Below are 21933 nucleotides of genomic sequence, written 5' to 3'. Positions count from 1 at the left end.
AGGCAGCCATGCACATTGCGCCAGACTGAAAATGAACTTATAGCGGGCGCAATTGTGGAGAAAGGGCAGGCCGCTGGTGTTCACGTTCCTGTTACTCAGTGCCTCCATGCTCTGATAGGCATGAAAGAGCTGTCGTGAAAAAGCGGCAGAGTGCTTCGTCCTAGTCGAAGCATGATGGAGTTACGTGGCCCCTGGATCATCTTATCCAGTCATGTGTTGCTTACGGAACTCCTTGGGAGTCATTCCAGTTTCGCGTTTGAATGCACGGCTGAAGTGCGTGCAATTGCTGAACCCCCAATCAAATGCGATATCACCAATATTCTTTTCTTTCAAAACAGGACTCTTCAGGTCGCGTTGACATAGCTGAAGCCGTTGACTCCAGATCCACTGAGAAAGTGGCTGATCTTCTTTTTCAAAAATCCGATATAGAGAACTCACCGACATCTTAAGATCTAAAGCAATCCTCTCGATATTCAGGCTCGGGTCTCTCAGGTTCTGAAGTATGTAACTCTTTACCCTGGATAGATGAAAGGTCTGAAGTTTAGATACTTCGCCTTGTTGAGCCTGAGGTAAGGACTGCAAACCTCCAACTACCAACTCAATCAAAGCGTTGGCTATCGGATCCAGCACAGTTGTTGCCATCTCAGCCCTGCTTTCTGCCAGAGAGCGCAGCATGCCGCCAAGCAAAATGCTAGGGCTTGATTTGGCGCTTATTGTCAATCCGCATAGGCGATCAGGGCTGCTCACGTGAGCGCTAAGAAGGCTGCGAGGAATTCTAAGGATATACTTGCTGAAGTTTTCGCAGTATCCCATTTCAAATGGCCGAGTGCTGTCGTAGAGAACGAAGTCTCCAGCGCTCTGTTGGGATTCTTTATCACTCTGTCTCAAAAAACCCTGTCCGGAAATTTGATAGCTGACCATAAAATAGTCAGCGTCAGAGTTGCGGACTAAACGAGCGCTTCGGGTCACCTGATGCGGACTGGCCGTCATGGCCATTAAGTCTACTGGCCCCACGGACGCATGTTGCAGATCCGCACTAAAGGACGTCCCCGCGCCGGCAACGCACTCCAGAGGCATAAACATTTTTCCAATTGTTTCCCTCCAAAAAGGTAGGCGGTCACCTTCGGGTATTGCTCTTGTTGAGAGTGTGGTGTGCATGTTGAGTGTCCTGCGCTGGCTGCTTGCCTAAAAGCAAGCAAATAGGGTGCCTCTCCCAAAGAGATTCATCGATTTGAGATCCACAGCCCAGTAATGGTGGAAGCGGAGTACAGGAAGGCATTCGTTTCGCTTTCTCGCCACCGAAACTCGCCTCATTTCAGGGCGTGACGTCGACTTTCACGCTCGCCTGATGACGCGCTCCACCTTAAGAAATAGAGGCAACTTCCTCAGGAAGTGGAGGGCAGCGGCTTACTCCAGTGGCCTGCGATAGTTCTCAACGCAGACAGCTTGGCGCCGCTATCAAGATTTTTCTGCCCCCACACATATACACGAAGCAAGTAGGAGCCTGGCGAGCTCCTTTGCGCTCGACAAAAGGAGCACTCGAATTGAAGAAACGTATAGCAGCTGGTGGTTTAGCCCTCGTAGGGTCAATCAGCATCCCCGCCCTAGCTGCTGAGCCTTTAGCTTCAGACTCGCCATGGCTGACTGGTGATTGGTCGGGGAAACGCAATGAGCTTAGTGAGCAAGGGTTCACCTTTGGGCTGTTCTACGTAAATGAACTGGCTACGAACGTGAGAGGTGGTTATGACCAAAAGACAGCTTTGGAAACAAGTGATCAGACCACAGCCCTGTTTAACTACGATTTGAGTAAAAAGCTCGGTGTGGATGGAGAGTTCAGCCTCGTCGTAACTAATCGAAACAACCATGAGTTACTTACAAACACTCGCGTGAACGACCCTCGCACGGGTTCACTTCCCAATCTCTCGCAAGAAGTGTGGGGCTTTGGTTCTGTGACGCGCTTGACCCGACTCACCTACCAGCAAAACTTCTTCGACAAACAGTTGAGCCTTAGGGTTGGGAAAATGACACCGACGGAAGAGTTTTTTCCGTCCACCTGTGAGTTTCAAAGTCTTGTCAACTGCGGCACCGTCCCTGGCATAAGCAACATTTGGTACGGATGGCCAATCAGTACGTGGGCGGCTACGACTACCTGGCACATGACGCCGGATTGGTACGTAAAGTTTGGCGTCTACCAGCAGAACCCCCAGACCACCACCAATGACAGAGCTATTTCCCTCAGTGATCGTGGTACTGAAGGGCAAATCTACCCGGTGCTGCTCGGCTGGCGCCCTTATTGGGGAGAGCGAAAGTTAGCGGGTAATTATTTCATTGGCGCCTATTACAGCGACGTAGACGCACCCGATGTTGCAGCAGGTGCTGCCGGCGGGATGGAGGCATCTAATCCATCTGCTGGATTCAAGACTCGCCATGGTAAGCGGGCGGCTTGGGCTTTCTTTGAACAGCAACTGACGGGGCCTGGCGGAGACAGTAAGCAAGGCCTGCGCGCTTTTGTTAACGCCGAGATCAATGACAAGGAAACTTCTGTCCTGCATTACGGCTACGGCGCCGGTCTTTACTACAACGGCCTTTTCGACAATCGCCCGGATGACATGCTTGGATTTGCCAGTACGGCAATCAAGATCAACAAAGATTGGACACGAAATCGAGATCTTACTAACCAGTTGGCAGGCGTCGATGACTACGACGATCCCCGTTATCTCCCGCTAGGCGACACCGAAGTTTCGACTGAGTTGTTCTATCGCTACCAAGCCACGAGGTGGCTCTACCTCCAGCCAAATATCCAGTATTACCACGCTCCAGGTGGTGTGGACAAAGTGCCGGATGCGACGGTGCTTGGCCTGCGATTCAACATCAGCTTCTAAAGGACAACCCAATGAAAAACCGAATTCCTTCAAGCGCCACCATGCTGCTGACACTTATAATGACAAACACCCACGTACTCGCGGCGTCTCAACCTTGGTTAGACTCGGATAAATCATCTGATCATCGTGCAAAGCTTCTTCAGCAAGATCTGACACTTGAAGAGCAAATACGCCGAGTACACGGCGAAATGGCCATGCCTATCCTTGGATTTACAGTGCCAGATGGCGCCATCGGATCCGCTGGGTTTGTGCCTGCCGACACAACGCGGGGCATCCCAGCGCTCCAAATCACCGATGCAAGCCTGGGCGTTGCCAACCCTGCCAATGTCCGGCCAGGAGATGGGGGGACGCCCCTTCCTTCAGGGCTCAGCAGTGCTGCCAGCTGGAATCCGAAGGTCGCCTACGATGGCGGCCAAATGATCGGGCATGAAGCATGGAGTAAAGGATTCAACGTCATGCTCGCAGGTGGCGTAAACCTGGCTCGTGATCCACGCAATGGAAGGAATTTTGAATACTTTGGCGAGGATCCCCTGCTTGCTGGCACGATGGCAGGTGAAAACATCAAGGGCATTCAAAGCCAGCATGTGCTTTCAACGATCAAGCATTTCGCCATGAACGATCAAGAGACCGCGCGAATGGGCATGAGCGCTGTCATCGGTGAACGGTCTTTGAGTGAGAGTGATCTGCTGGCATTTCAAATCGCCATCGAGCGCGGCCAGCCGGGCGCAGTGATGTGTGGTTATAACCGAGTCAATGGCATTCACGCCTGCGACAACGCTGATCTGCTTCAGCGCATCTTAAAGGATCGTTGGGGCTATCGCGGTTTTGTGATGTCCGACTGGGGTTCTGTTCACGGTGTCGAAGCCGCCATGCATGGCGTGGATATCGAGATGGGCACACAGTTGGACAAGTGGTTATTTGGAGATGTTTTCTTCGAGAAGCCACTGTTGGCCGAAGCTGAGCAAGACCAAGTTTATCGCACTCGTTTGGGTGAAATGAGCCAGCGAGTCCTGCGCTCGATGTTTGATGTTGGCCTCTTTGAGCACCCTCCTGTTAAAACACCTATTGATTACGCAGCGAGCAAGGCCGTAGCACAACAAGCTGCCGAAGAGGGGATGGTGTTGTTGCGCAACGAGAAGCATGCGTTGCCTCTCAATGGTGCGACCAAGAAGATCCTTGTAGTGGGTGGCAACGCGGACAAGGGGGTTCTCTCTGGAGCCGGTTCGTCACAGGTTGTAGAGCCAGAGGGTGCTGGCCTGGTAATTCCTACGGGAGGCGAAGGTCAGTTCGCTTCACTGCGCGAGATGGTTTGGCATAGAAGCTCGCCGCTTAAGGCTCTGAAGGAGGAGCTGCCAGATGCAGTCATTACCTTCAACGATGGCCGTAACTCCGGGGAAGCGGCTGCGTTGGCCAAGAACGCTGACGTGGTCATCGTGTTCGCGACGCAGTGGATGATGGAGAGTTACGACACCTACGACCTGGAGTTGCCTAGCGGTCAGAATGGCTTGATTGACACATTGGCCTCCGCAAACGCTAAAACCATTGTGGTCTTGGAAACTGGCGGCCCTATCAGCATGCCATGGCTCAACAAAACGGCAGCAGTCATGCAGGCGTGGTATCCAGGTGCAGGTGGTGGTAAGGCCATCGCTCGCACGCTGACCGGCAAAGTAAATCCATCGGGCCGCCTCCCGATCACTTTCCCGGCAGACCTCAAACAACTGCCTCGCCCTGTGGTACCCGGCTTTGGTGGCCCCGAAAACGCCAAGATCGATGTGGACTACAACATCGAAGGCGCTGACGTTGGATATAAATGGTTTGCGCGAAAAAACATCAATCCTTTGTTCCCATTCGGCTTCGGGCTTTCCTACACACAGTTTAAATATGATGGGCTGAAGGTCGAAAAAACCTCTCCGCTCACCGTTAGCTTTAACGTGACCAACATCGGCAAGCTGACGGGACAAGATGTTCCTCAGCTCTATCTGACGGGTATGCCTGGTCGAGCTCAGCAACGCTTGCTGGGGTGGAACAAGATCGAGCTCCGTGCCGGGGAATCGCGATCCATAACCCTGCAAGTGGATTCACGCCTGCTCGCCGATTTTGACGTCAAGGCACAGCGCTGGTCTGTAGCGCCAGGAGCGTATGCATTGGGCCTAGGCCATAGCGCTACAGAATTCGTTGCCCAGCGGCATGTAGATCTGCCCAAGCAGGATTTCGCAGATCCCGTCGTGAGCCGCTAAGCCATTTTTCTTCATGCCTGGGTGCCCTCCACCCATGGCATGGAGAAGCTAGAGCAAATCTGACAAGACTTTCAGCACATTCCAATTGGGCATTTTCATCAAAGATGCAGCAACGGCTGAGCGCCATCTTTTTTTGAGGTTTCTATGTCTTTTTCAACTTCGTATCGAGTCGCAGTGGTGCAGGCAGCACCCGTCTTCATGGATCGCAGCGCGACGGTTGATAAGTGCATTCAATTGATTGCCGAGGCAGCTGGCAACGGTGCTCGGGTAATCGCGTTTCCGGAAAACTTCATTCCTGGTTACCCATGGTTTTTCTGGCTAGGGTCACCAGCTTGGGCAATGCAGTACATGCTGCAATATCACGAGCAGGCCTTGGTGATTGATAGCCCGGACTATCGTCGATTGGAGCAAGCGGCAGCCGACCATGAAATCTTCGTGTGCCTCGGCTTCACCGAGCGATCCAATGGCAGCTTGTACATGGCGCAGACTTTCATTGACGACCAGGGCCGTACCCTGTCGACCCGACGCAAGCTCAAACCAACCGTGGCAGAGCGCATGGTCTTTGGGGAGGGCGACGGTAGTGATATCCAAGTTCATGAAACCAACATTGGTCGGCTCGGAGGACTGTGCTGCTGGGAGCATATTCAGCCACTGACCAAATTCGCGATGTACAGCAAGCATGAGCAAGTGCACGTCGCCGCATGGCCAGGTTTTTCCCTCTATACGGACGTCACCCCAGCAATTGGTGGTGAGGTTAATAACGCCGTAAGCCGCACATATGCTGTTGAAGGCCAGTGTTTCGTTCTCGCCCCGTGCGGGATGGTTTCCGAGGATGTTGTTGAGTTGCTCTGCCAAACGGATGAAGCACGTAATTTGCTAAAGGTCGGGGGAGGCTTCGCGCGCATCTATGGCCCCGACGGCGCCGATTTGGCCACTCCATTGCCGCCAGAGCAGGAAGGACTGCTGTACGGGGACATCAACCTTGACGCCGTCACGATGGCCAAAGTTGCAGCAGATCCGGTTGGCCACTACTCCCGAAGCGATGTCACAAGACTGCTGTTTAACAGCGAGCCACGCAGGCCCGTTACAGAGGACGCATCAATCGGTTCGGATGACAAGCTCGCTCTTGTTGACGACCTTGAAGCCAATTAATCGATATCCCTTTTTGATGGGTGCATAACATGCAGCATAAATCGCTTGGTGATTCAGCTTACGAGTGGAAAATGGTGTGGCTGCTAGCGGTGCTGTTTGGCATCGTAGGTCTGGATCGGTTGGTGGTGGTGTACTTGTTTCCAATCTTGATACCAGAGCTGGGGTTGAGTAATACCCAAGCCGGTGCAATCGCTTCTGTATTGGCGCTGACATGGGCGCTGTCTACTTATGTTCTTGGTGGCGTGAGTGATCGCCACGGTCGGAAGAAGGTGTTGATCTACTCCGGCATTTTCTTCTCACTCATGACATGGATGACGGGAGCGGTAAAAAGCTTCACTGGAATGCTGGTCGTTCGAGGCCTTCTTGGCGTAGGTGAAGGCGGGGTTTTCAGTGCCAGTGTCGCGACGCTCGCAGAGATATCGACGCCCAAACGGCGAGGGCTCAATATGGGCATTCACCAAGCATTCTTTCCACTGTTGGGCATCGGTTTGGGCCCGATCATTGCGACTCAATTAAGCTTGTACATGCCATGGGAGTGGGTGTTCTTTCTGCTCGGGATTCCTGGGTTGATTTTGACGGTGATGCTCGCGAAGCTCATGCGCGAACCCAGGAAGGTGACCGTCGAGCGCGATGCACACAAAAGCGCTCCTATCACCAGCGTGCTCAAATTCCGCAATATCTGGGTGACTACAGTCATCGGCTCTCTGTTTCAAACGGGCTTGTTCGTATTCTCGACCTTCGTCGCGCTTTACCTCACTCAAGTGGTGGGGCTGTCGTTGAGCACGACGGGATTGATCGTCTCGGGCTGGGGGTTCGGTGGCTTCATAGGAATGATCGCCGTACCCGCCTTGTCGGATCGATGGGGGCGTAAACCTGTGCTGGTGACTTGCGCCACTATTTACGGTCTGCTGATGCTCGCATTTGCTCTGAGCCACGCCGGCCCTTGGGTGATGTTTTCGATCCTGTTTGCCGCCGGTATCTTCGGATTTGGCATCGCACCATTGTTCTTGGCCGTGATTCCTAGCGAGTCCGTCCCATCCAATATGACCGGAGCAGCAGTTGGTGTGCCAACGGGTGTGAGCGAATTAATTGGCGGTGTATTGATGCCTGTGATTGCAGGTGGTTTGGCCGATCTATACGGCTTGGCGCTACCCATGATGGTAGTGGGAGCGGTATCACTTGCAGCGGCTGTCACTGGTTTGTTCCTGATCGAAACCGCACCTGGTGCTGCTACCCATCTAGTCACGTCCTCAGCACTTGCAGTTACTTCTGAATAAGCGTGATCTATTCAGGGCCTGGATAGTATCGATTTGATCAATTAGGCCCCGCTCAATAGAGTGGGGTTTTTACTTTGTATTCTCGTACTGCCGTGAGGACACCATGAGCTTAGCTTTTAGCGTTGAAGGTTTTCGTTCACTGGCGCAACGGCGCCTTCCCAGAATGGTCTTCGACTACCTTGAAGGCGGCGCCGATGATGAGAAATGCCTGCAGCGTAACCGGGACACGTTCGACCATTGGGAGCTCATCCCAAGACGCTTGGTTGATGTCGCCCAGCGTGATCTGAGCGTTAACGTCTTCGGTACTACTCAGCCACTGCCGCTCCTGGTAGCTCCGATGGGGCTTAATGGGGCATTTTGGCCGAAGGGCGATATCGCTTTAGCAAGGGCGGCTAGGAAAGCCGGTATCCCCTTTATATTGTCCACGGCGGCCAATGCGTCCATTGAGGAGGTCGCGGAAAAAGCGGGAGGGGAGCTGTGGTTCCAACTCTATGTAGTGCACCCGTCACTTGCTGATCAACTCGTAGCTCGTGCACTGGCGGCAGGTTACAGAACGCTAGTGCTGACCACTGATGTTGCGGTGAACGGCAAGCGTGAGCGTGATTTACGTAGTGGTTTTGGCCTGCCTTTCAAGTACACGCCGAAGGTAATGCTCGATGGAATGCTCCATCCGCGCTGGTCTATAAGCTTGCTTGCAGGCGGGATGCCGCAGATGGCAAATTTCGCCAATCAGGACGCCAACAACGTAGAGCTTCAAGCTGCGCTGCTGTCGCGGAAAATGGATGCCAGTTTCAACTGGGATTCACTTAAAAGATTGCGAGAACTCTGGCCACATCGGCTGTTAGTCAAAGGAATACTTCACCCTGAAGACGCTGCGCGTTGTATGGCGTTCGGAGCTGACGGCGTAATCCTCTCAAACCATGGCGGGCGTCAACTTGATTCGAGCTGCTCGCCTATGCCTGTTCTTAAGCAAATTGCTAATGCTCATCCGGGCAAGGTGCTTGTTGATAGCGGTTTCAGACGTGGTTCTGACGTTGTTAAAGCTATGGCGCTCGGTGCGGGTGGTGTTCTTCTAGGCAGGCCACTACTCTACGGTCTGGCTGCAGGTGGCGAGGAAGGGGCTAGCCAGGTGCTGAGCATTATCAAAGATGAGATGGATCGCACACTTGCGAACATGGGGTGTGCCTCCATGGCGAGTTTGTCGCCCGACCATGTCACCTCAATCAGGGGGTGATACCAACAGCCGTATCTGCGGCCTCGGCGCTGTGTATGGCTGAACGTTTCAACTCGTGCATCGACGATTTCACGTTTTTTTTCAACCGGCGGGAAGAAGCGGAGGAGGGCGCTTGCGGTAATCATAAAATGCGTCAGTTGGTTTGAGCTGCAGATCAATGCGTCCAAGACACGAATTGTGGAGGTGCGCGAGCTGGTGCAGGAGTGATTGAAATACAGCCTGAAAAAGCTCCAGATTTCCGCGATGATCAGGCAGCAAAGGAACGACATCCATTATTACTTTGAGATGCTGTTCTCCTTGGAGTCAAACAGCTGTCATCCACCATCATCAAGATCCCAAACTGGCCCATTGCCGAAGCCTATCTACTGAAGTGCGGCTACGGCTTTCCGAATACTTGGGTTTTGAAGGATTTGGAATAGGAACGGCGCATTGACTGCATGGAGTATCTGCTTAAAAAGGCTAGACGAGGTGTCCACTTAAATTGAAGTGCACACCTGTCTTGGCTTAGCAGAGCGGGCTAGATGCCTTTGCCGGACGCATACAATGCAGGCCAGGGCGCGATATTTATTCAGTGCAAAGCCCTGAATTCCGCCGAAACCTCTCTTTGATCAAGCGTTGACTGGCACTGCTTTTTGCCTGCGATACAGGATCGTCGTCGCTGTGAACCCACACAACGCAGCAAACATTAGCCAGTAGGCGGGCGACGCCTTGTCACCTGTTGCCTGCACCAGGATTGTTGATACGGCGGGTGTAAAGCCGCCAAACACAGCCGTTGCCAAACTGAATGCCAGTGAAAATCCTACGACTCGTACGTTCTGAGGCATTACCTCAGTCAATGCAGCAACCATCGCGCCATTGTAAATGCCAAAGAAAAAAGAGAAGTACAGCAGCACGGCGAGCAGTCGTTCGAAGCTTGCCGCCGCGGCCAGCCAATGCATGGCGGGATAGGCGGTGAAGATGCACAGCAAGGTGACCGCCAGCAACAAGGGGCGGCGTCCAATGCGATCAGAGATCGTACCGCCGATGGGCAGCCAGATGAAGTTGCTCAGGCCGACGAAGAGCGTGACCACCAGACTGTCGCTGGTGCTCAGGTTCAGTACAGACCGGCCGAAAGTCGGGGTGTAGACGGTAATGAGATAGAACGTGGTCGTGGTCATCGACGCTAACAGACCACCAGCCAGTACCGTGCGCCAGTTGTCCCGCATCGAGCGAAAGACTTCACTGGCACTTGGGTGATGGCTGCGCGCTTTGAATGCATCGGTTTCCTGTAGCGAGCGGCGAATGATGAAGATGAACGGGATAATCAGGCAACCAATGAAGAATGGGATACGCCAGCCCCAGGCTGCAACGTCGGCGGCCTCCATAGACGCGTTAATCGTATAGCCCAACGCAGCCGCAAGAATGATCGCCACTTGTTGGCTGGCCGACTGCCAACTGGTATAGAAACCCCGGCGTCCGGGCGTGGCGATTTCAGCCAGGTACACGGAAACACCACCCATTTCCGCACCTGCGGAGAATCCCTGCAACAGTCGCCCGAGCAACACCAATATCGGCGCTGCGATGCCTATGCTGGCGTAGCCCGGAACCAAGGCGATCAAGACCGTGCCCGCGGCCATGATCGACAGCGTCACGATCAGCCCCTTTCGCCGGCCCACCTTGTCGATGTATGCGCCCAGCACGATAGCGCCCAGCGGCCGCATCAGAAATCCCGAGCCGAATACGGCGAAGGTCATCATTAACGAGGCGAACTCGCTGGTGGTAGGAAAGAACGTCTGGGAGATGTAGGTCGCGTAAAACCCGAACAGAAAGAAGTCGAACTGTTCGAGAAAATTGCCGCTAGTGACCCGCAGGATGGCGCCCAGTTTGGCCCCCTTGGATCGGGTGTCTTGAGTTGTTGTTTTCATCATGGCTACCGTGGTGATCAATATTGTTTTTGGAATGAATGGATCGCCGATCAGTCGCTACCTGCGTTGATCGGGTTGGGTTGGCGTTTTTCGATGGAGTACTTGAGCAGCGCGGCGCTGCGGAAGATGCCATGGGCGAATTTGCTGTAGGGCATGGTCAGGAAAAACGCCATGACCAGGCCGAGATGGATTGCCAGCAACAGGCCCAAGGCTGCGGTTTCACGGAACGCCAGGAGTGCCAGGCCGCTGGCGCTGACCAGGAACAGCAGTGCGATAAAGCCGCGATCCATGGGTTTCTGGTTTTCGTCGCCGTGTTCGGGGTTGCGACGCAGGTTCAACCACAACAGACCCGCAGGGCCGACCAGCAACCCGAGCCCACCGCTGATGCCCAGCATCACCGGCAAGCTCAAGACGGGGTAGGGCGCCGACCAGTCCAGAAGGAAATGGTAGAGCGTGGCGACCCCAGTGGCGGCGAAGCACAGCATGAAGCCGTAGAAGGTGAAGTGGTGGAAGCGCCGCCGCCACAAGGTGAATCGATCATCAGCGTTATTGCAGCCCTCGCCATGGCCACCGTCCAGAAATTTGAGCCGGGCGACGTTGGCCGTGGCTTCCAGTGCAGCAGCGGTTTTTTCCTGCGCGGGCGCGTCGGTCGGTGAAACATTGCGCCAGAAGCGCCGCGCGCCAAGGGTTAACGCGAGTACCGCGAATCCGAAAACTGCACCGAACATTACGGCCAGGGTGTTGTGCGGAAAGATCCCGTAGAAATTTCCCCCGGGCATCGCCGTGAACAGGTTGCCCATCACCATCAACGTGAGACACAGGAACAGTGCCAGCCCGACACCGGCGGACAGTGCCAGAGTCAGTCCGTTGCGTCGGTATAGTGTGCCCATCGCCTGTGGCCAGGCGTACTCGGTATAAGTGTCGAGGCGGACTTTGGCCATGGCCTTGGGCACATTGATTACGAATTCGTGAGGGGCAGCGTACTGACAGGCATGCAGGCATGCGCCGCAGTTATGGCAAAGGTTCGCCAGGTAATGGATATCCGCCTGAGAAAACTCCAGACGCCTTGTCATGGCCGGGAATACAGCGCAGAAGCCCTCGCAGTAACGGCAGGCATTGCAAACGGTCATTTGTCGCTGAACTTCGCTTTCATCAAGGTTGAGTACGGGAATCAAATTACCCGGTGCCTTGGGATCAAACAGCTGCATGTTGGGGCTCCGTGGAGGAAGGGGTCAGGAAGCCGGCCGCAGCCGCGGCTTGCACACCGGCGATGCGACCGAATGCGGTACCAATGGCCATGCCGATGCCGGCGGTATAGCCCTTGCCCAATACGTTGCCCGCCATCATTTCTCCTGCGACAAACAGGTTGGGGCTAGCCTTGCCGTTGAAGTGAACGGCGGCGGTATCGTCGGTAGCGAGGCCTAGATAGGTGAAGGTCACGCCAGGTTTAAGTGGGTAGGCACAGAATGGGGGCTTTACCAATGGGCGGGCCCAATGGGTTTTGGCGGGTGTCAAACCTTCGGTGTGGCAATTGTCCAGCGCGGTGTGGTCGAACGTGCCGACGCAGCAGGCTGCGTTATATTCCTCGATGGTTTTGACAAATTGCGTCACGGGAAGCTTCAACTGGCGGGCCAGGTCTTGCAGAGAGTTGGCTTTAGTGCCCGGAAACACCGGAGGCATGAAACGGCCGAGGGCTTGTTGGTCGATGATCGAGTAGGCCTGTTGACCGGGTTGACCCGCCACCAGGCGGCCCCAGATCGCATAGCGCTTGGGCCAGAAATCCTCGCCTTCGTCATAGAAGCGTTCGCCGTCGCGATTGACCACCACGCCCAGCGATACGCAATCGATACGGGTACAGATACCACCGTCATACAGGGGCGCACGGGCGTCGATGGCCACCATGTGCGCTTGGGTTGGGTCACCGATAAAATCGGCGCCCAAGCTCTGCATGCGCCGAAGCAGTACACCAGTATTGAAGCGCGTCCCGCGAATCAGAAAATTGTCTGACGGCCATTCTCCGCGATCGTTTTGGCCCCAAGCCTCACGGAGCCACTCGCGGTTCGACTCGAAACCGCCAGCCGCCAGAACGCACGTCTTGGCCTGGATCCGCTCGGCGGGCAAACGCTGACCATTGACCTCACGCTCACCGATGTGGGCTGCGACGAATGCTCCGTCCTTCAACTCGATGTCGGTGACTTGAGCGTTGTAGCGGATCTTCACACCCAGCCGCTCGGCGCTGCGGAAGTACGCGTTAACCAACGCTTTGCCGCCGCCCATGAAAAACGCATTGGTGCGCGCAACATGTAGGGCACCAGACAACGACGGCTGAAAATGCACACCATGGGAGCGCATCCAGTCACGGCAGTTCGACGAGGCGCGGATGACAATACGTGCAAGCTTTTCGTTAGTAATCCCACCGGTGACTTTCAGCAGATCCTGCCAATATTCTTCTTCGGGATAGGCATCGACCAACACATCTTGCGGTTCGTCGTGCATACATCGCAGGTTTCGTGTGTGTTGCGAGTTGCCACCACGCCAGATTTTCGGTGCGCCCTCCAGCAGCATCACGCTAGCACCAGCCTCTCGCGCCATCAACGCTGCACACAAGGCGGCATTGCCGCCGCCAATTACTAATACGTCGATCATCATCACTCCTCAATCGCAAGGAGGCATGAACGAAGTGCTCCTCGCGAGTGGGGGGAAGGTAGAGCTGTCAGCTTATTGTCGAAAGGCGCGAAATGAATGGGGGTGTTTAGTTTTCATAAAGGCTTTGGCGCGGACACCTCAGTATTGGAAACCGGGAAGAGGGTGCGCCGGGATCATGACGCGACGTCCTCAATCCACGATGCTCCCGGCCATTGTTGATCAACGACCAACTGTCGAGCGACATCGGTGATGACCAGTCGCGCCGCCAGAGCAGCGGGAGACAGCTCATCATCAGGCAGTGTCGCCAGCAGGTTTCGTCGACCTACGTGAGCATCGGAAATTTCCACCACTGAAAGTCCCGACTCACCTTTGAGCGCTGCTGCCGCACCGGGCTGGATGGTGGCAGCATGACCTGCGCGTACGGCGTTCATCAATACGGCAAGCCCATCCACTTCCATGATGATGTTGGGAGCCAATCCCGAACGTTCAAACGCAACCATCAGCGTAGAACGCAAACCGTGTTGCGCACTCGGCATTACCAGTGGAAGTTGCCCCAGATCCGCCAGTTGCACGCTGGTTCCTTGTGGTGCGTGGGGCAGGTGCGGTGAGCTGATGACAAATAGTTTTTCGTCGAGCAGCGGTGTCACGCTCCAGCGCTTACCACCTTCGAGTTGAAACAGAATGGCCAGGTCGATCTGGCGAGCATTGAGTTGCGTGGCCAAATGCCCGGATAGCATTTCGACCAGGTGCAATTGAATATCCGGGTAACGCTCTCGCATCGCGTTGATCAATGGCAGGGCAAGAACAGTGGAAGTCGTGGGCGCCATTCCGACGGTGACGTACCCACTCATTCGCCCACGGTGAGCGGCCATGATCGCATTTTCGGCTTGCCGCAAACACAGCTGGGCATGGTGCAGGAACGCCATACCGGAGCTGGTAGGTGTGACGCCAGTAGTGGTGCGATTAAGGAGGCGGGTTGACAGCTCACTTTCAAGTTTCGCGATCTGTTGGCTAAGGGCTGATACGCCGACGTCCAGTTCAAGAGCTGCGCGTCCCAAGCTGCCGTGTTCGAGGATTTTTACGAAATATCGCAGTTGTCTCAATTCCAAGCGTTGCTGCTCCACGTCAAATTGTTGTTGGAATGCCTATCGATTACCGCGGCGAGCACCAAACCGCAAGACAATATAGGAGAGGGCCTGAAAATTTTGAGATTCGTTGTTGTTCCTACAATCCAAACAGAAACAGGATCAATGCGTAACGGAGCGCGCTTCTACTGCCAGACTGTACCGAAAGGTTTCAACATCTATGGTAGGGAAGAGAAACTACGTCTGAAGACTACCTATGAGTCTCGAGAAGGCACCGAGACTGAATGTCGACGACTTAACTTTGATCGCCTTCAAATCATACTTTCTGAGCGCGAATCCATAATTGCGCTGTAGGTATGAGCAGTCCTGCAAATCATCCGGCGCTTGGCGTTCCGAAATGAGTGGATCAAAGGATCTGGAGTTGCGTATCTGTCAGGCTGCGGTAACGAGCGTGGTCGGGACGAACATTGATGATATGGCTTTCAAAGCGTCGTTCAATCTCGAATGAGTATGGGCAACGGCGCTAGCAGGTTTGTCGAATCAGTGGTTTAGGCGGTTCATGAACATCTATGACATGACACATCATTTAACATAATATACATTACACGTAACATTATGTTTCAAGATTAGTCCAGCGGACGCAGGTTTTCGAGGATCCCTTTCATTCGATGCTCTTGCTTGTGGTGGAAAATGCAGGACGATCTCTGATGAATCAACCTATGTGCGTGCGGTGTGTCGATTTTACTGTCGATGGAAAACTACACACTATCGGGAAGCTGCAAGGTGAAGCGGCTACCGCCATTCGGATTGGGCTCATGTCGAATGCCCCATCCAAGGTGATCTACAACACGTTCGACGGTGGATAGGTCCAAGCCCGAACCACCCGTGAAATCATCAGCGCCCCTAAAGCCGATTTGGGATTTGACAGGCATTCCTCGCATTTCTGATTGAGCTGTTCCCTTCAACGCCACCTTGGGATGAACTAATCAACAAAGTCGTGGGCGCGAGGCAGGAAAAAGGCATTTTGACGGTTTCTGAATGATCTGGCCCAGAGTGTGTAAAAACGCCGTCGCGAACACTTGCTATGGTTTTTGAGGGTTTCGTCGCAGGGATCGCCTATGAAGCGCTTTATCCAATGTGAACATCGAGGCCAAGACACCTTTACTTCCCGAGAGCCTTGATGACTATGCCCACGATGCCAATCCGGTTCGCGTAGTCGACATCTTGGTCTACGATCTCGACCTCCACCGTTATCGTTCCTGCCCCCTCTTCACTCTACTAATACCGGGACAGACCACATGCGTAGGCTCTGAGGTATTGTCCCTCCTGAGTTGACAGTAAAACCGTTTCCACCCCCTTTTCCTTTTTTCATAGATCATTAATCTGAACAATTTCGAAAGCGCATACAACAAAGGGCCCTTGAAGGGCCCTTCGTTTCTACAACTTCGCCTGTGTGAGGTTTTTTGTAGACCTTCACCTGGCGGGGCTTATGCGTGCCGACACTTTAGGGTTAGAGCCGAGTAAAACACCCTGTGGAGCGTAACTCTATCTCCCCCCCTCGGCTAACTCGTTCGGGCAGGGTTACTAACTGCGAACAGATCCTGACTCAAACCACCGTGACAGCCGCATTCAACATCAACACCACAATCAAACCGACCACGGCCACGATGGATTGAACCACTGAAATGGTCTTGGTGGCTTCGCCCATAGTCATGCCGAAGGATTCCTTCACCATCCAGAAGCCCGCATGGTTCGCATAGTTGAAGAACAGCGAGCCGCAGCCTATGGACAAGGCAAGCAGAGGCAGGTTGAGGCTGGGATCAGCACCTGCAAGCGGCGCCAGCAAGCCAGCAGCACCAACGATACCGACAGTGGCAGAACCGGTAGATACCGAGAGCAACATCGCGATCAACCAACCCAAGATCAGCGGAGGGAACGCAGACTGCTGAGTCAGGTGCACAATGGCATCGCCCACCTTGGCGCTGGTCAACAGCTCCTGAAAGGCACCACCGCCGGCGATGATCATGATGATTGAGGCGATTGGCTTGAGGCTCTTGCCCAGGGATTCGCGCAATTGCCCCGCATCGCCGCCCCGCGCGAGTACCAGACTTGCCCCTGCGAACAGCACGCCCAGGAGCATGGCGATCAGGGGATTGCCCAAGAAACTAGCCATTTTCAGGATCGCATTGTCCTTGGGTAATACCATCTCAGCGACGGCATGAATCAGCATCAGGATCGCCGGTAGCAAGGCTGCCAGCACGCCAAGGCATACGCTGGTGCTTGGTTGATCGTCGGCTTTTTCAGCCAGGGTGAACTGATCTAGCAAAACCTGATCGGGCCGAGTGCTCATGCGCGGCGAAATGAATGCGCCATAAAGCGGGCCGCCTAAAATCATTGCAGGAATAGCCGCAAGGAAGCCATAGAGCATTGTGGGCCCGACCGAGGTTTTGAGCGCGGCGATGGCCGTCAAGGGGCCAGGGTGCGGCGGTACCATCCCGTGCATGGCTGCAAGTGCCGCAATCACCGGAACACCCACATACACATAGGCTGAACCTTTGAAGCGAGCCTGGCTTTCCAGCTTTCGCGCCACGCTGAATATCAGCGGCAGCATGATCACCAAGCCCACCTCGAAAAACATGGGAATGCCAATTACAAATGCAACCATCATCATGGCCCAAGGTATCATCCGATCCGATGTTCGCTTGAGGATGACCTCGGCGACCTGCTCTGTGACGCCTGCGTCAGCAAGAATTTTGCCTAGCATCGCTCCAAGCGCGATTACGACCCCTACTGCCCCCAGTGTCTTTCCGACGCCGGTGATCAAGTGGGAGACTATGGTTTCTGGTTCCATACTGGTTGCAAAGCCAACGCCAACGGAAACTACTAGCAAGGCCAGGAGCGGGTGCATTTTGAGACGCGACACGATGAGCGCCACCAGCACCAGGACGCTCACCAATGCGGTCAGTAAGAGGTCTACATCTAAGGGAGTCATGAAAGGATCTCGGTTGGGCTGGCGCTCAAACTGCACTCAGATTTGAAAGAGAAGTTTGAAACCGTAACACCTGTCGGCGCACGCAATAAACCAAACATCGTTTGGGTGCTTTCAACTTCGGCATTGGATGACGTGTTCATGGAATCTACTCTCTTGTAATTGGAATATGCTGCTATTACACAGAACTTCTCGATGAGCCACGATAGGTTTTACTGCAACGGTCGCACTTCGAATGTTCTGTATGTATTCGTTTAAATGGGTGAGATGAATGGTCATCTGCAAATGCAGGCGTAAATTTCAGCTTTCGCCTTTCGCAAAACCGAATAACCTTCGAGGGACTTGCACCAGCAACGAATAGCTAACCTGCGTCGAACACTCCAGGGCTTGCAACTGATCGACTACGGTGCTGAAACCGATGCTTTGCTCATGCTGCGTATGCGGCCAGTCGCTGCCCCACACCAACTGGCGAAGGCCGAAACTTTGTTCCAGCAGCGGTAATGCCATTCGAGCGAAATTGATGTTCTGTTGCGGCGTACCTCCCAAACGATAGATTCCCGATACCTTCATCCAGATCGAACCTTTCGATCCCAACTCCAGTAACTCGCAAAAGCCGGGCTGATCGACGCCCGAATTGGCATCCGGCCGACCAAAGTGATCAATCACTAACTTCAAACCGAACGGCGTCAATTGATGGATCAGTCCCGGCAGATCCTTTACCTCCCTATGCAACTCGACATGCCAGTCAAGATCAGCAATGTGGCTGAAAAACTCTCTCCAGGCACTGTTACGAAAATCAGGTAACGCCATACCCATAAGGTTCAAGCGAACGCCGACCACGCCCAGGTGATCCATGTCATTCAACATGGCGCGACTGACGCCTGGCTCCAGCACAACCACGCCTCGCAACTGCTCCGGCGCTTGCTTCAACGCCGCCAGCAAGTAGCTATTGTCGGTGCCGAGAAAGCTCGGTTGCACCAATACGCCATGACTCAGACCATGAGCGTGCAAGTGCGTCAGATACTGCTCAAGCGTGGCGTCGTAATCAGGGGTATAGCGCCGTGCACCGACCAGACATAGATCACGGCTAAACACATGAGCATGGGAGTCGATGCCGGTGATCGGCGTAGAACAGGTGTCAGTCATAGCGTTCATCTATAGAAGGTAAAGGGCATCAGGCCCGCGCACTCTCGTTGCCGTTGACCGTTGCTGGCACCGATGCACTCGAAGCTTCGAGGCTACGTCCACGGGTTTCCGGCAGACAAAGTGCCGCGATCACCGCCACGCCGTAGGCAATCCCAGCGTCGATGCCAATCGCCGAACCCAAGGACATGGAGTCGCTCATGTGACCGACCAGGAACGGGAATACTGCAGAGAGCACCCGGCCAAAGTTGTAGCAGAAACCGACACCGGCACCGCGTACATCCGCTGGGTACAACTCGTTGAACAGCGCACCAAGACTCGCAGGAATGCCTGCCGCGAAGAAGCCGAGCGGGAACCCCAGAAACAGCATCTGGGTATTGGTCAGCGGCAGGAACACATAACACTGCACGGTGACGACACAGCACAACGCGAACAACACGATGTTTTTGCGGCGGCCAATACGGTCGATCAAGAATCCGCTAACAACGCAGCCACACCAGAAGGCAAAGATGATCACGGCCAGGTAGCCGCCAGAGTTCAGCACCGACAGGTTGCGCTCAGTCTTGAGGAATGTCGGCAGCCAAGTCATCACCGCGTGGTATCCGCCGTGTGCGCCCAAGCCCAACAACCCGCCGAACAGCGTTACGCGGAGCAGTTCAGGTCGGAAAATACCGGCCAGGGATTTGAAGAAGCTCTGTGGAATGGCGTGTTCTTTCTGCAAACGTTGGAAGCTGTCAGGCTCCTCGACATTACGCCGTACCCAGAGGATCAGGAACGAGGGCAGCAGGCCTACGACAAACATCACACGCCAGGCCATGTCTTGCGGTACGAACGTATAAATCAGCGCAAATACCCCGACCGCCAGCCCCCAACCGACCGCCCAGGCACTTTGCACAGCGCCCATCACTTTGCCGCGGTATTTCGGGTTGATGGTTTCGGCCATCAATACCGCGCCGGCAGCCCACTCACCACCAATGCCGAAGCCTTGCAGTGCCTTGACCATCAGCAACTGATGGAACCCTGTGACGAAGGCGGACAGAAAGGTGAAGAAGGAGAACCACAGAATCATCCACTGCAACGTACGCACCCGGCCGTAGCGGTCGGACAACGTCCCCCCTACCCATCCGCCGATGGCCGAAGTGACCAGCGTGACGCCGCTGATCAGCCCGGCATCGCCCTTGGTCAGTGCGAACGCAGCGATCAATGCCGGAATGGCCAGGCCGAACATTTGTACTTCCAGAGCATCCAGCGACCATCCGCCGAAGCAGGCCCAGAACGTTTTGCGCTCCCGAGGAGTGACTTGGCGATACCAGCTGAACATGATTTCTTATCCTTATAAGTGAAACGTGAGGCAGCCGAAAGCGAACCGCGCCGCTACGAGGCCAGGCATGGCAAGCAAGACGATGAAGACGGCGCAGATCAGGCGCCGATGAGCGATCCGCTATTGAGGCAAGGCGCTAGCGAATATCCACGCTGTAACGGAAATGCTGGGCATGACCACGGGAGCGACGCCATTCCAGAGGCGTCCCGGCGTAGTCACGCGCCAGACGCTCGATCACCACCACGGGACTGTTGACCGCTACTTGCAGCAATCGCGCATGCACGTCGTTTACAGACTCGGCGGTGAGTGTTTCTTCGGCAGAAGCGACGACCTGACCGCAGACTTCTTCGTAAATCGGATACAACAGCGGCCCTTTTCGACTCAGGTCGATCTCCAGCAGCGGCTGAAACCGGCTGCGAGGTAGCCAGATTTCTTCGGCAAGTACCGGCTGAACATCGAGAAGACGTACGCGAACAATGCGAATAACCGGTGCGTCGATTGGCAGGCCTAACGTTTGGGCCACCGCCGAGGGTGCGGCTACCGGCTCAATCGACAAGATGCGACTCTCCGGCACCTGGCGCTCGCCCGCAGCGGTCTGGAAGCGGAAAAATCGGAACAGTGACGATTGAAACTGCGGCCGGCGAACGAAGGTGCCTCGACCTTGCTGACGCTCAAGAACGCCCTCACTGACCAGCGCGTCAACCGCTTTGCGTACGGTGCCAGTGGACAGTTGGTACTCCGCTGAAAGTGCAGCCTCGGTGGGAATGGCCTCCCCGGGACGCCAACGATTGTTGGCAATCTGTTCAGCCAACTGATCTCGCAGGCGCTGATAAAGCGGTAGCCGGACATCACTGGATAAGGAGTTCATCGACTTTATTCACCTTGTTATCTAGTCATATATATGAATCTTGAGGCGAGTATTCTCCTGATGCATTTTTCTGTCAACAAGGGTTGCTGATCTCGCTGACGAAAGGTGGGTGAGCCTAGGTCAACTGGAATGACCCACTGCCTCAATCCGAGAGAGCCCTACCCGCTCAGCCTGTTCTAAAATCTCCTCTGGCGTCGCGTCCGTAGTGGGCATGATCTGAACTATGTGATTCAGTCCGGCACGCTTAAAGGTGTCGGATTTGGATGGCGCAACGGCAAGTCCAACAGCGAGGCGGCGCGTGACCAGAACCAGAATCGCTTGATCGTGAGCTACAGCATTCCGCTGCTTTAGCCAATCGACATCACGATATCGCGCACTTGGTAATCGCTGGCCCGGCCGCTTTACTTCAGCGCTGATGCAGAGTCAGCGCTTTATTGGCAGCCCCCCCGACATGTAAGCGTCAGGCGGCTCCGGCAATGCGGCAAGCATGTCTTGCAGTCCGGTGGCCCATTGCATACGGATACGCATGAAATACGGGTCGTCGGCCGTGATGCGATAACTTTTTGCACCACCAAAACTGTCTTTTCTGAACACCAGCAGATCCAGCGGCATACCCACCGACAGGTTGCTGCGCATGGTCGAGTCGAACGAGATCAGCCCGCAGCGCAGGCCCTCTTCGAGTGATGTGCGGTACGTGAGGTTGCGATCGAGTATCGGTCGGCCGTACTTGCTTTCACCCAATTGCAGGAAAGGCGTGTCCTCCGTCGCCTGAATGAAGTTGCCTTGCGGGTAAATGCTGTACACATCCATCGCCCCCTCCGCGATCTGCCCGCCCACCAGAAAAGAGCAACTCAAGTCGGTCTTGCCTGCCAACTTGGTACGGTCCCGGGCGACGACTTCGCGAACGGTTTCGGCCACCAGCACAGTCGCGTCATAGAGTGTGCGGACATTCAACAGGTGCGGGCCAGGCCCGCTGCAACGCTGCTTGAGCAAGTTCACCACCGATTGCGAGGTGGCCAGATTGCCCGCGGTCTGCAACACAATCAGCCGTTCGCCCGGCGTGCTGAAAATAAACAACTTACGAAACGTTGAAATCTGGTCGATACCGGCATTGGTCCGTGAGTCGGAGATGAACACCATCCCGTCGGCCAGGTGCATAGCGACGCAATAAGTCATTTGCGCTTACTCGTGAATT

18 protein-coding genes and 3 pseudogenes are annotated in these 21933 nt (G+C 54.8%); 8 read left to right on the top strand and 13 right to left on the bottom strand.

The window, feature by feature from the left end; translation table 11 throughout:
• Positions 1-15 precede the first annotated feature (15 nt).
• Complete coding sequence (locus tag LOY28_RS30130; protein WP_167331178.1) at positions 16-138, top strand: ketopantoate reductase C-terminal domain-containing protein; 123 nt, start codon at positions 16-18, stop codon at positions 136-138.
• Between the two features lie 63 nt (positions 139-201).
• Here LOY28_RS30130 and LOY28_RS14285 read toward each other — a convergent pair whose 3' ends face one another.
• Positions 202-1158: a helix-turn-helix domain-containing protein gene (locus LOY28_RS14285; RefSeq protein WP_081626502.1), complete on the bottom strand. Its 957-nt coding sequence runs from the start codon at positions 1156-1158 to the stop codon at positions 202-204.
• Between the two features lie 386 nt (positions 1159-1544).
• Between LOY28_RS14285 and LOY28_RS14280 the strand changes: the two genes are divergently transcribed.
• The 5 genes from LOY28_RS14280 (at position 1545) to LOY28_RS14260 (ending at position 8782) form a co-directional block, all read left to right on the top strand.
• Complete coding sequence (locus LOY28_RS14280; protein ID WP_258614339.1) at positions 1545-2882, top strand: carbohydrate porin; 1338 nt, start codon at positions 1545-1547, stop codon at positions 2880-2882.
• Positions 2883-2893: 11 nt separating this feature from the next.
• The gene (locus tag LOY28_RS14275; protein ID WP_258614338.1) at positions 2894-5119 is read left to right on the top strand and encodes a beta-glucosidase; all 2226 of its coding nucleotides are present in this window, start codon (positions 2894-2896) and stop codon (positions 5117-5119) included.
• Positions 5120-5263: 144 nt separating this feature from the next.
• On the top strand, positions 5264-6271 hold the full coding sequence (locus tag LOY28_RS14270) for a carbon-nitrogen hydrolase family protein (RefSeq protein WP_258614337.1): 1008 nt from the start codon (positions 5264-5266) through the stop codon (positions 6269-6271).
• A gap of 29 nt (positions 6272-6300) precedes the next feature.
• Positions 6301-7548, top strand: coding sequence for an MFS transporter (locus tag LOY28_RS14265; RefSeq protein WP_225609188.1), 1248 nt, complete (start codon positions 6301-6303; stop codon positions 7546-7548).
• A 103-nt stretch (positions 7549-7651) separates the two neighbouring features.
• A complete protein-coding gene (locus LOY28_RS14260) occupies positions 7652-8782 on the top strand; it encodes an alpha-hydroxy-acid oxidizing protein (RefSeq protein WP_032833723.1) in 1131 nt (376 codons plus the stop codon).
• Between the two features lie 608 nt (positions 8783-9390).
• Here the strand turns inward: LOY28_RS14260 and LOY28_RS14255 are convergent.
• The 5 genes from LOY28_RS14255 to LOY28_RS30125 form a co-directional block, all read right to left on the bottom strand.
• On the bottom strand, positions 9391-10689 hold the full coding sequence (locus LOY28_RS14255; RefSeq protein ID WP_192350718.1) for an MFS transporter: 1299 nt from the start codon (positions 10687-10689) through the stop codon (positions 9391-9393).
• Positions 10690-10736: 47 nt separating this feature from the next.
• Positions 10737-11894: a tricarballylate utilization 4Fe-4S protein TcuB gene (gene tcuB, locus LOY28_RS14250; RefSeq protein WP_192350496.1), complete on the bottom strand. Its 1158-nt coding sequence runs from the start codon at positions 11892-11894 to the stop codon at positions 10737-10739.
• Positions 11881-13332 (bottom strand): FAD-dependent tricarballylate dehydrogenase TcuA, encoded by a 1452-nt coding sequence (gene tcuA, locus LOY28_RS14245; RefSeq protein WP_026286398.1) that lies wholly within the window; start codon positions 13330-13332, stop codon positions 11881-11883. The genes tcuB and tcuA overlap by 14 nt, the downstream gene beginning before the upstream one ends.
• A gap of 173 nt (positions 13333-13505) precedes the next feature.
• Positions 13506-14441: a LysR substrate-binding domain-containing protein gene (locus tag LOY28_RS14240; RefSeq protein ID WP_138867536.1), complete on the bottom strand. Its 936-nt coding sequence runs from the start codon at positions 14439-14441 to the stop codon at positions 13506-13508.
• A gap of 734 nt (positions 14442-15175) precedes the next feature.
• Complete coding sequence (locus LOY28_RS30125) at positions 15176-15349, bottom strand: ATP-binding protein (protein ID WP_408981042.1); 174 nt, start codon at positions 15347-15349, stop codon at positions 15176-15178.
• Between the two features lie 186 nt (positions 15350-15535).
• On the opposite strand from LOY28_RS30125, the pseudogene LOY28_RS30120 reads away from it, so the two are divergent.
• Positions 15536-15662 (top strand): annotated as a pseudogene (locus tag LOY28_RS30120) (hypothetical protein); the annotation flags it as partial.
• A 133-nt stretch (positions 15663-15795) separates the two neighbouring features.
• Here LOY28_RS30120 and LOY28_RS30115 read toward each other — a convergent pair.
• The 6 genes and pseudogenes from LOY28_RS30115 to LOY28_RS14215 all read right to left on the bottom strand — a co-directional run.
• Positions 15796-15915 (bottom strand): annotated as a pseudogene (locus tag LOY28_RS30115) (hypothetical protein); the annotation flags it as partial.
• Positions 15916-16023: 108 nt separating this feature from the next.
• Complete coding sequence (locus tag LOY28_RS14235; protein ID WP_032833722.1) at positions 16024-17409, bottom strand: GntP family permease; 1386 nt, start codon at positions 17407-17409, stop codon at positions 16024-16026.
• The gene (locus tag LOY28_RS14230; RefSeq protein WP_168206167.1) at positions 17406-17549 is read right to left on the bottom strand and encodes a hypothetical protein; all 144 of its coding nucleotides are present in this window, start codon (positions 17547-17549) and stop codon (positions 17406-17408) included. Before LOY28_RS14230 ends, LOY28_RS14235 begins: the two co-directional genes overlap by 4 nt.
• 157 nt (positions 17550-17706) lie before the next feature.
• On the bottom strand, positions 17707-18552 hold the full coding sequence (locus LOY28_RS14225) for an amidohydrolase (protein WP_258614332.1): 846 nt from the start codon (positions 18550-18552) through the stop codon (positions 17707-17709).
• 28 nt (positions 18553-18580) lie between these two features.
• Entirely contained in the window at positions 18581-19870 is a 1290-nt protein-coding gene (locus tag LOY28_RS14220; protein WP_258614330.1) for an MFS transporter, read from the bottom strand.
• Between the two features lie 136 nt (positions 19871-20006).
• Positions 20007-20738 carry a GntR family transcriptional regulator gene (locus LOY28_RS14215; protein ID WP_018925909.1) on the bottom strand — a complete coding sequence of 244 codons (732 nt, stop codon included), beginning with the start codon at positions 20736-20738 and terminating at the stop codon, positions 20007-20009.
• Between the two features lie 216 nt (positions 20739-20954).
• On the opposite strand from LOY28_RS14215, the pseudogene LOY28_RS14210 reads away from it, so the two are divergent.
• Positions 20955-21089, top strand: a pseudogene (locus tag LOY28_RS14210) (OprD family outer membrane porin); the annotation flags it as partial.
• Between the two features lie 72 nt (positions 21090-21161).
• On the opposite strand, the gene LOY28_RS14205 reads toward LOY28_RS14210, so the two are convergent.
• Complete coding sequence (locus LOY28_RS14205; RefSeq protein ID WP_258614329.1) at positions 21162-21914, bottom strand: peptidase; 753 nt, start codon at positions 21912-21914, stop codon at positions 21162-21164.
• Positions 21915-21933 lie beyond the last annotated feature (19 nt).

The organism is Pseudomonas sp. B21-017 (genome assembly GCF_024749245.1).
Classification (GTDB): domain Bacteria; phylum Pseudomonadota; class Gammaproteobacteria; order Pseudomonadales; family Pseudomonadaceae; genus Aquipseudomonas.
The sequence above is the reverse complement of the archived record's forward strand: the minus strand, read 5'-3'. Positions and strand labels throughout refer to the sequence as shown.

Bases quoted from the DNA above. Each gene is read 5' to 3' on its own strand.
- LOY28_RS14225 (WP_258614332.1), bottom strand. From the start codon at position 18,552: ATGACTGACACCTGTTCTACGCCGATCACCGGCATCGACTCCCATGCT.
- LOY28_RS14275 (WP_258614338.1), top strand. From the start codon at position 2,894: ATGAAAAACCGAATTCCTTCAAGCGCCACCATGCTGCTGACACTTATA.
- LOY28_RS14260 (WP_032833723.1), top strand. From the start codon at position 7,652: ATGAGCTTAGCTTTTAGCGTTGAAGGTTTTCGTTCACTGGCGCAACGG.
- LOY28_RS14230 (WP_168206167.1), bottom strand. From the start codon at position 17,549: ATGAACACGTCATCCAATGCCGAAGTTGAAAGCACCCAAACGATGTTT.
- LOY28_RS30125 (WP_408981042.1), bottom strand. From the start codon at position 15,349: ATGCCTGTCAAATCCCAAATCGGCTTTAGGGGCGCTGATGATTTCACG.
- LOY28_RS14285 (WP_081626502.1), bottom strand. From the start codon at position 1,158: ATGCACACCACACTCTCAACAAGAGCAATACCCGAAGGTGACCGCCTA.
- LOY28_RS14270 (WP_258614337.1), top strand. From the start codon at position 5,264: ATGTCTTTTTCAACTTCGTATCGAGTCGCAGTGGTGCAGGCAGCACCC.
- LOY28_RS14205 (WP_258614329.1), bottom strand. From the start codon at position 21,914: ATGACTTATTGCGTCGCTATGCACCTGGCCGACGGGATGGTGTTCATC.
- LOY28_RS14265 (WP_225609188.1), top strand. From the start codon at position 6,301: ATGCAGCATAAATCGCTTGGTGATTCAGCTTACGAGTGGAAAATGGTG.
- LOY28_RS14215 (WP_018925909.1), bottom strand. From the start codon at position 20,738: ATGAACTCCTTATCCAGTGATGTCCGGCTACCGCTTTATCAGCGCCTG.
- LOY28_RS14235 (WP_032833722.1), bottom strand. From the start codon at position 17,409: ATGACTCCCTTAGATGTAGACCTCTTACTGACCGCATTGGTGAGCGTC.
- LOY28_RS14220 (WP_258614330.1), bottom strand. From the start codon at position 19,870: ATGTTCAGCTGGTATCGCCAAGTCACTCCTCGGGAGCGCAAAACGTTC.
- tcuA (WP_026286398.1), bottom strand. From the start codon at position 13,332: ATGATCGACGTATTAGTAATTGGCGGCGGCAATGCCGCCTTGTGTGCA.
- LOY28_RS14255 (WP_192350718.1), bottom strand. From the start codon at position 10,689: ATGATGAAAACAACAACTCAAGACACCCGATCCAAGGGGGCCAAACTG.
- tcuB (WP_192350496.1), bottom strand. From the start codon at position 11,894: ATGCAGCTGTTTGATCCCAAGGCACCGGGTAATTTGATTCCCGTACTC.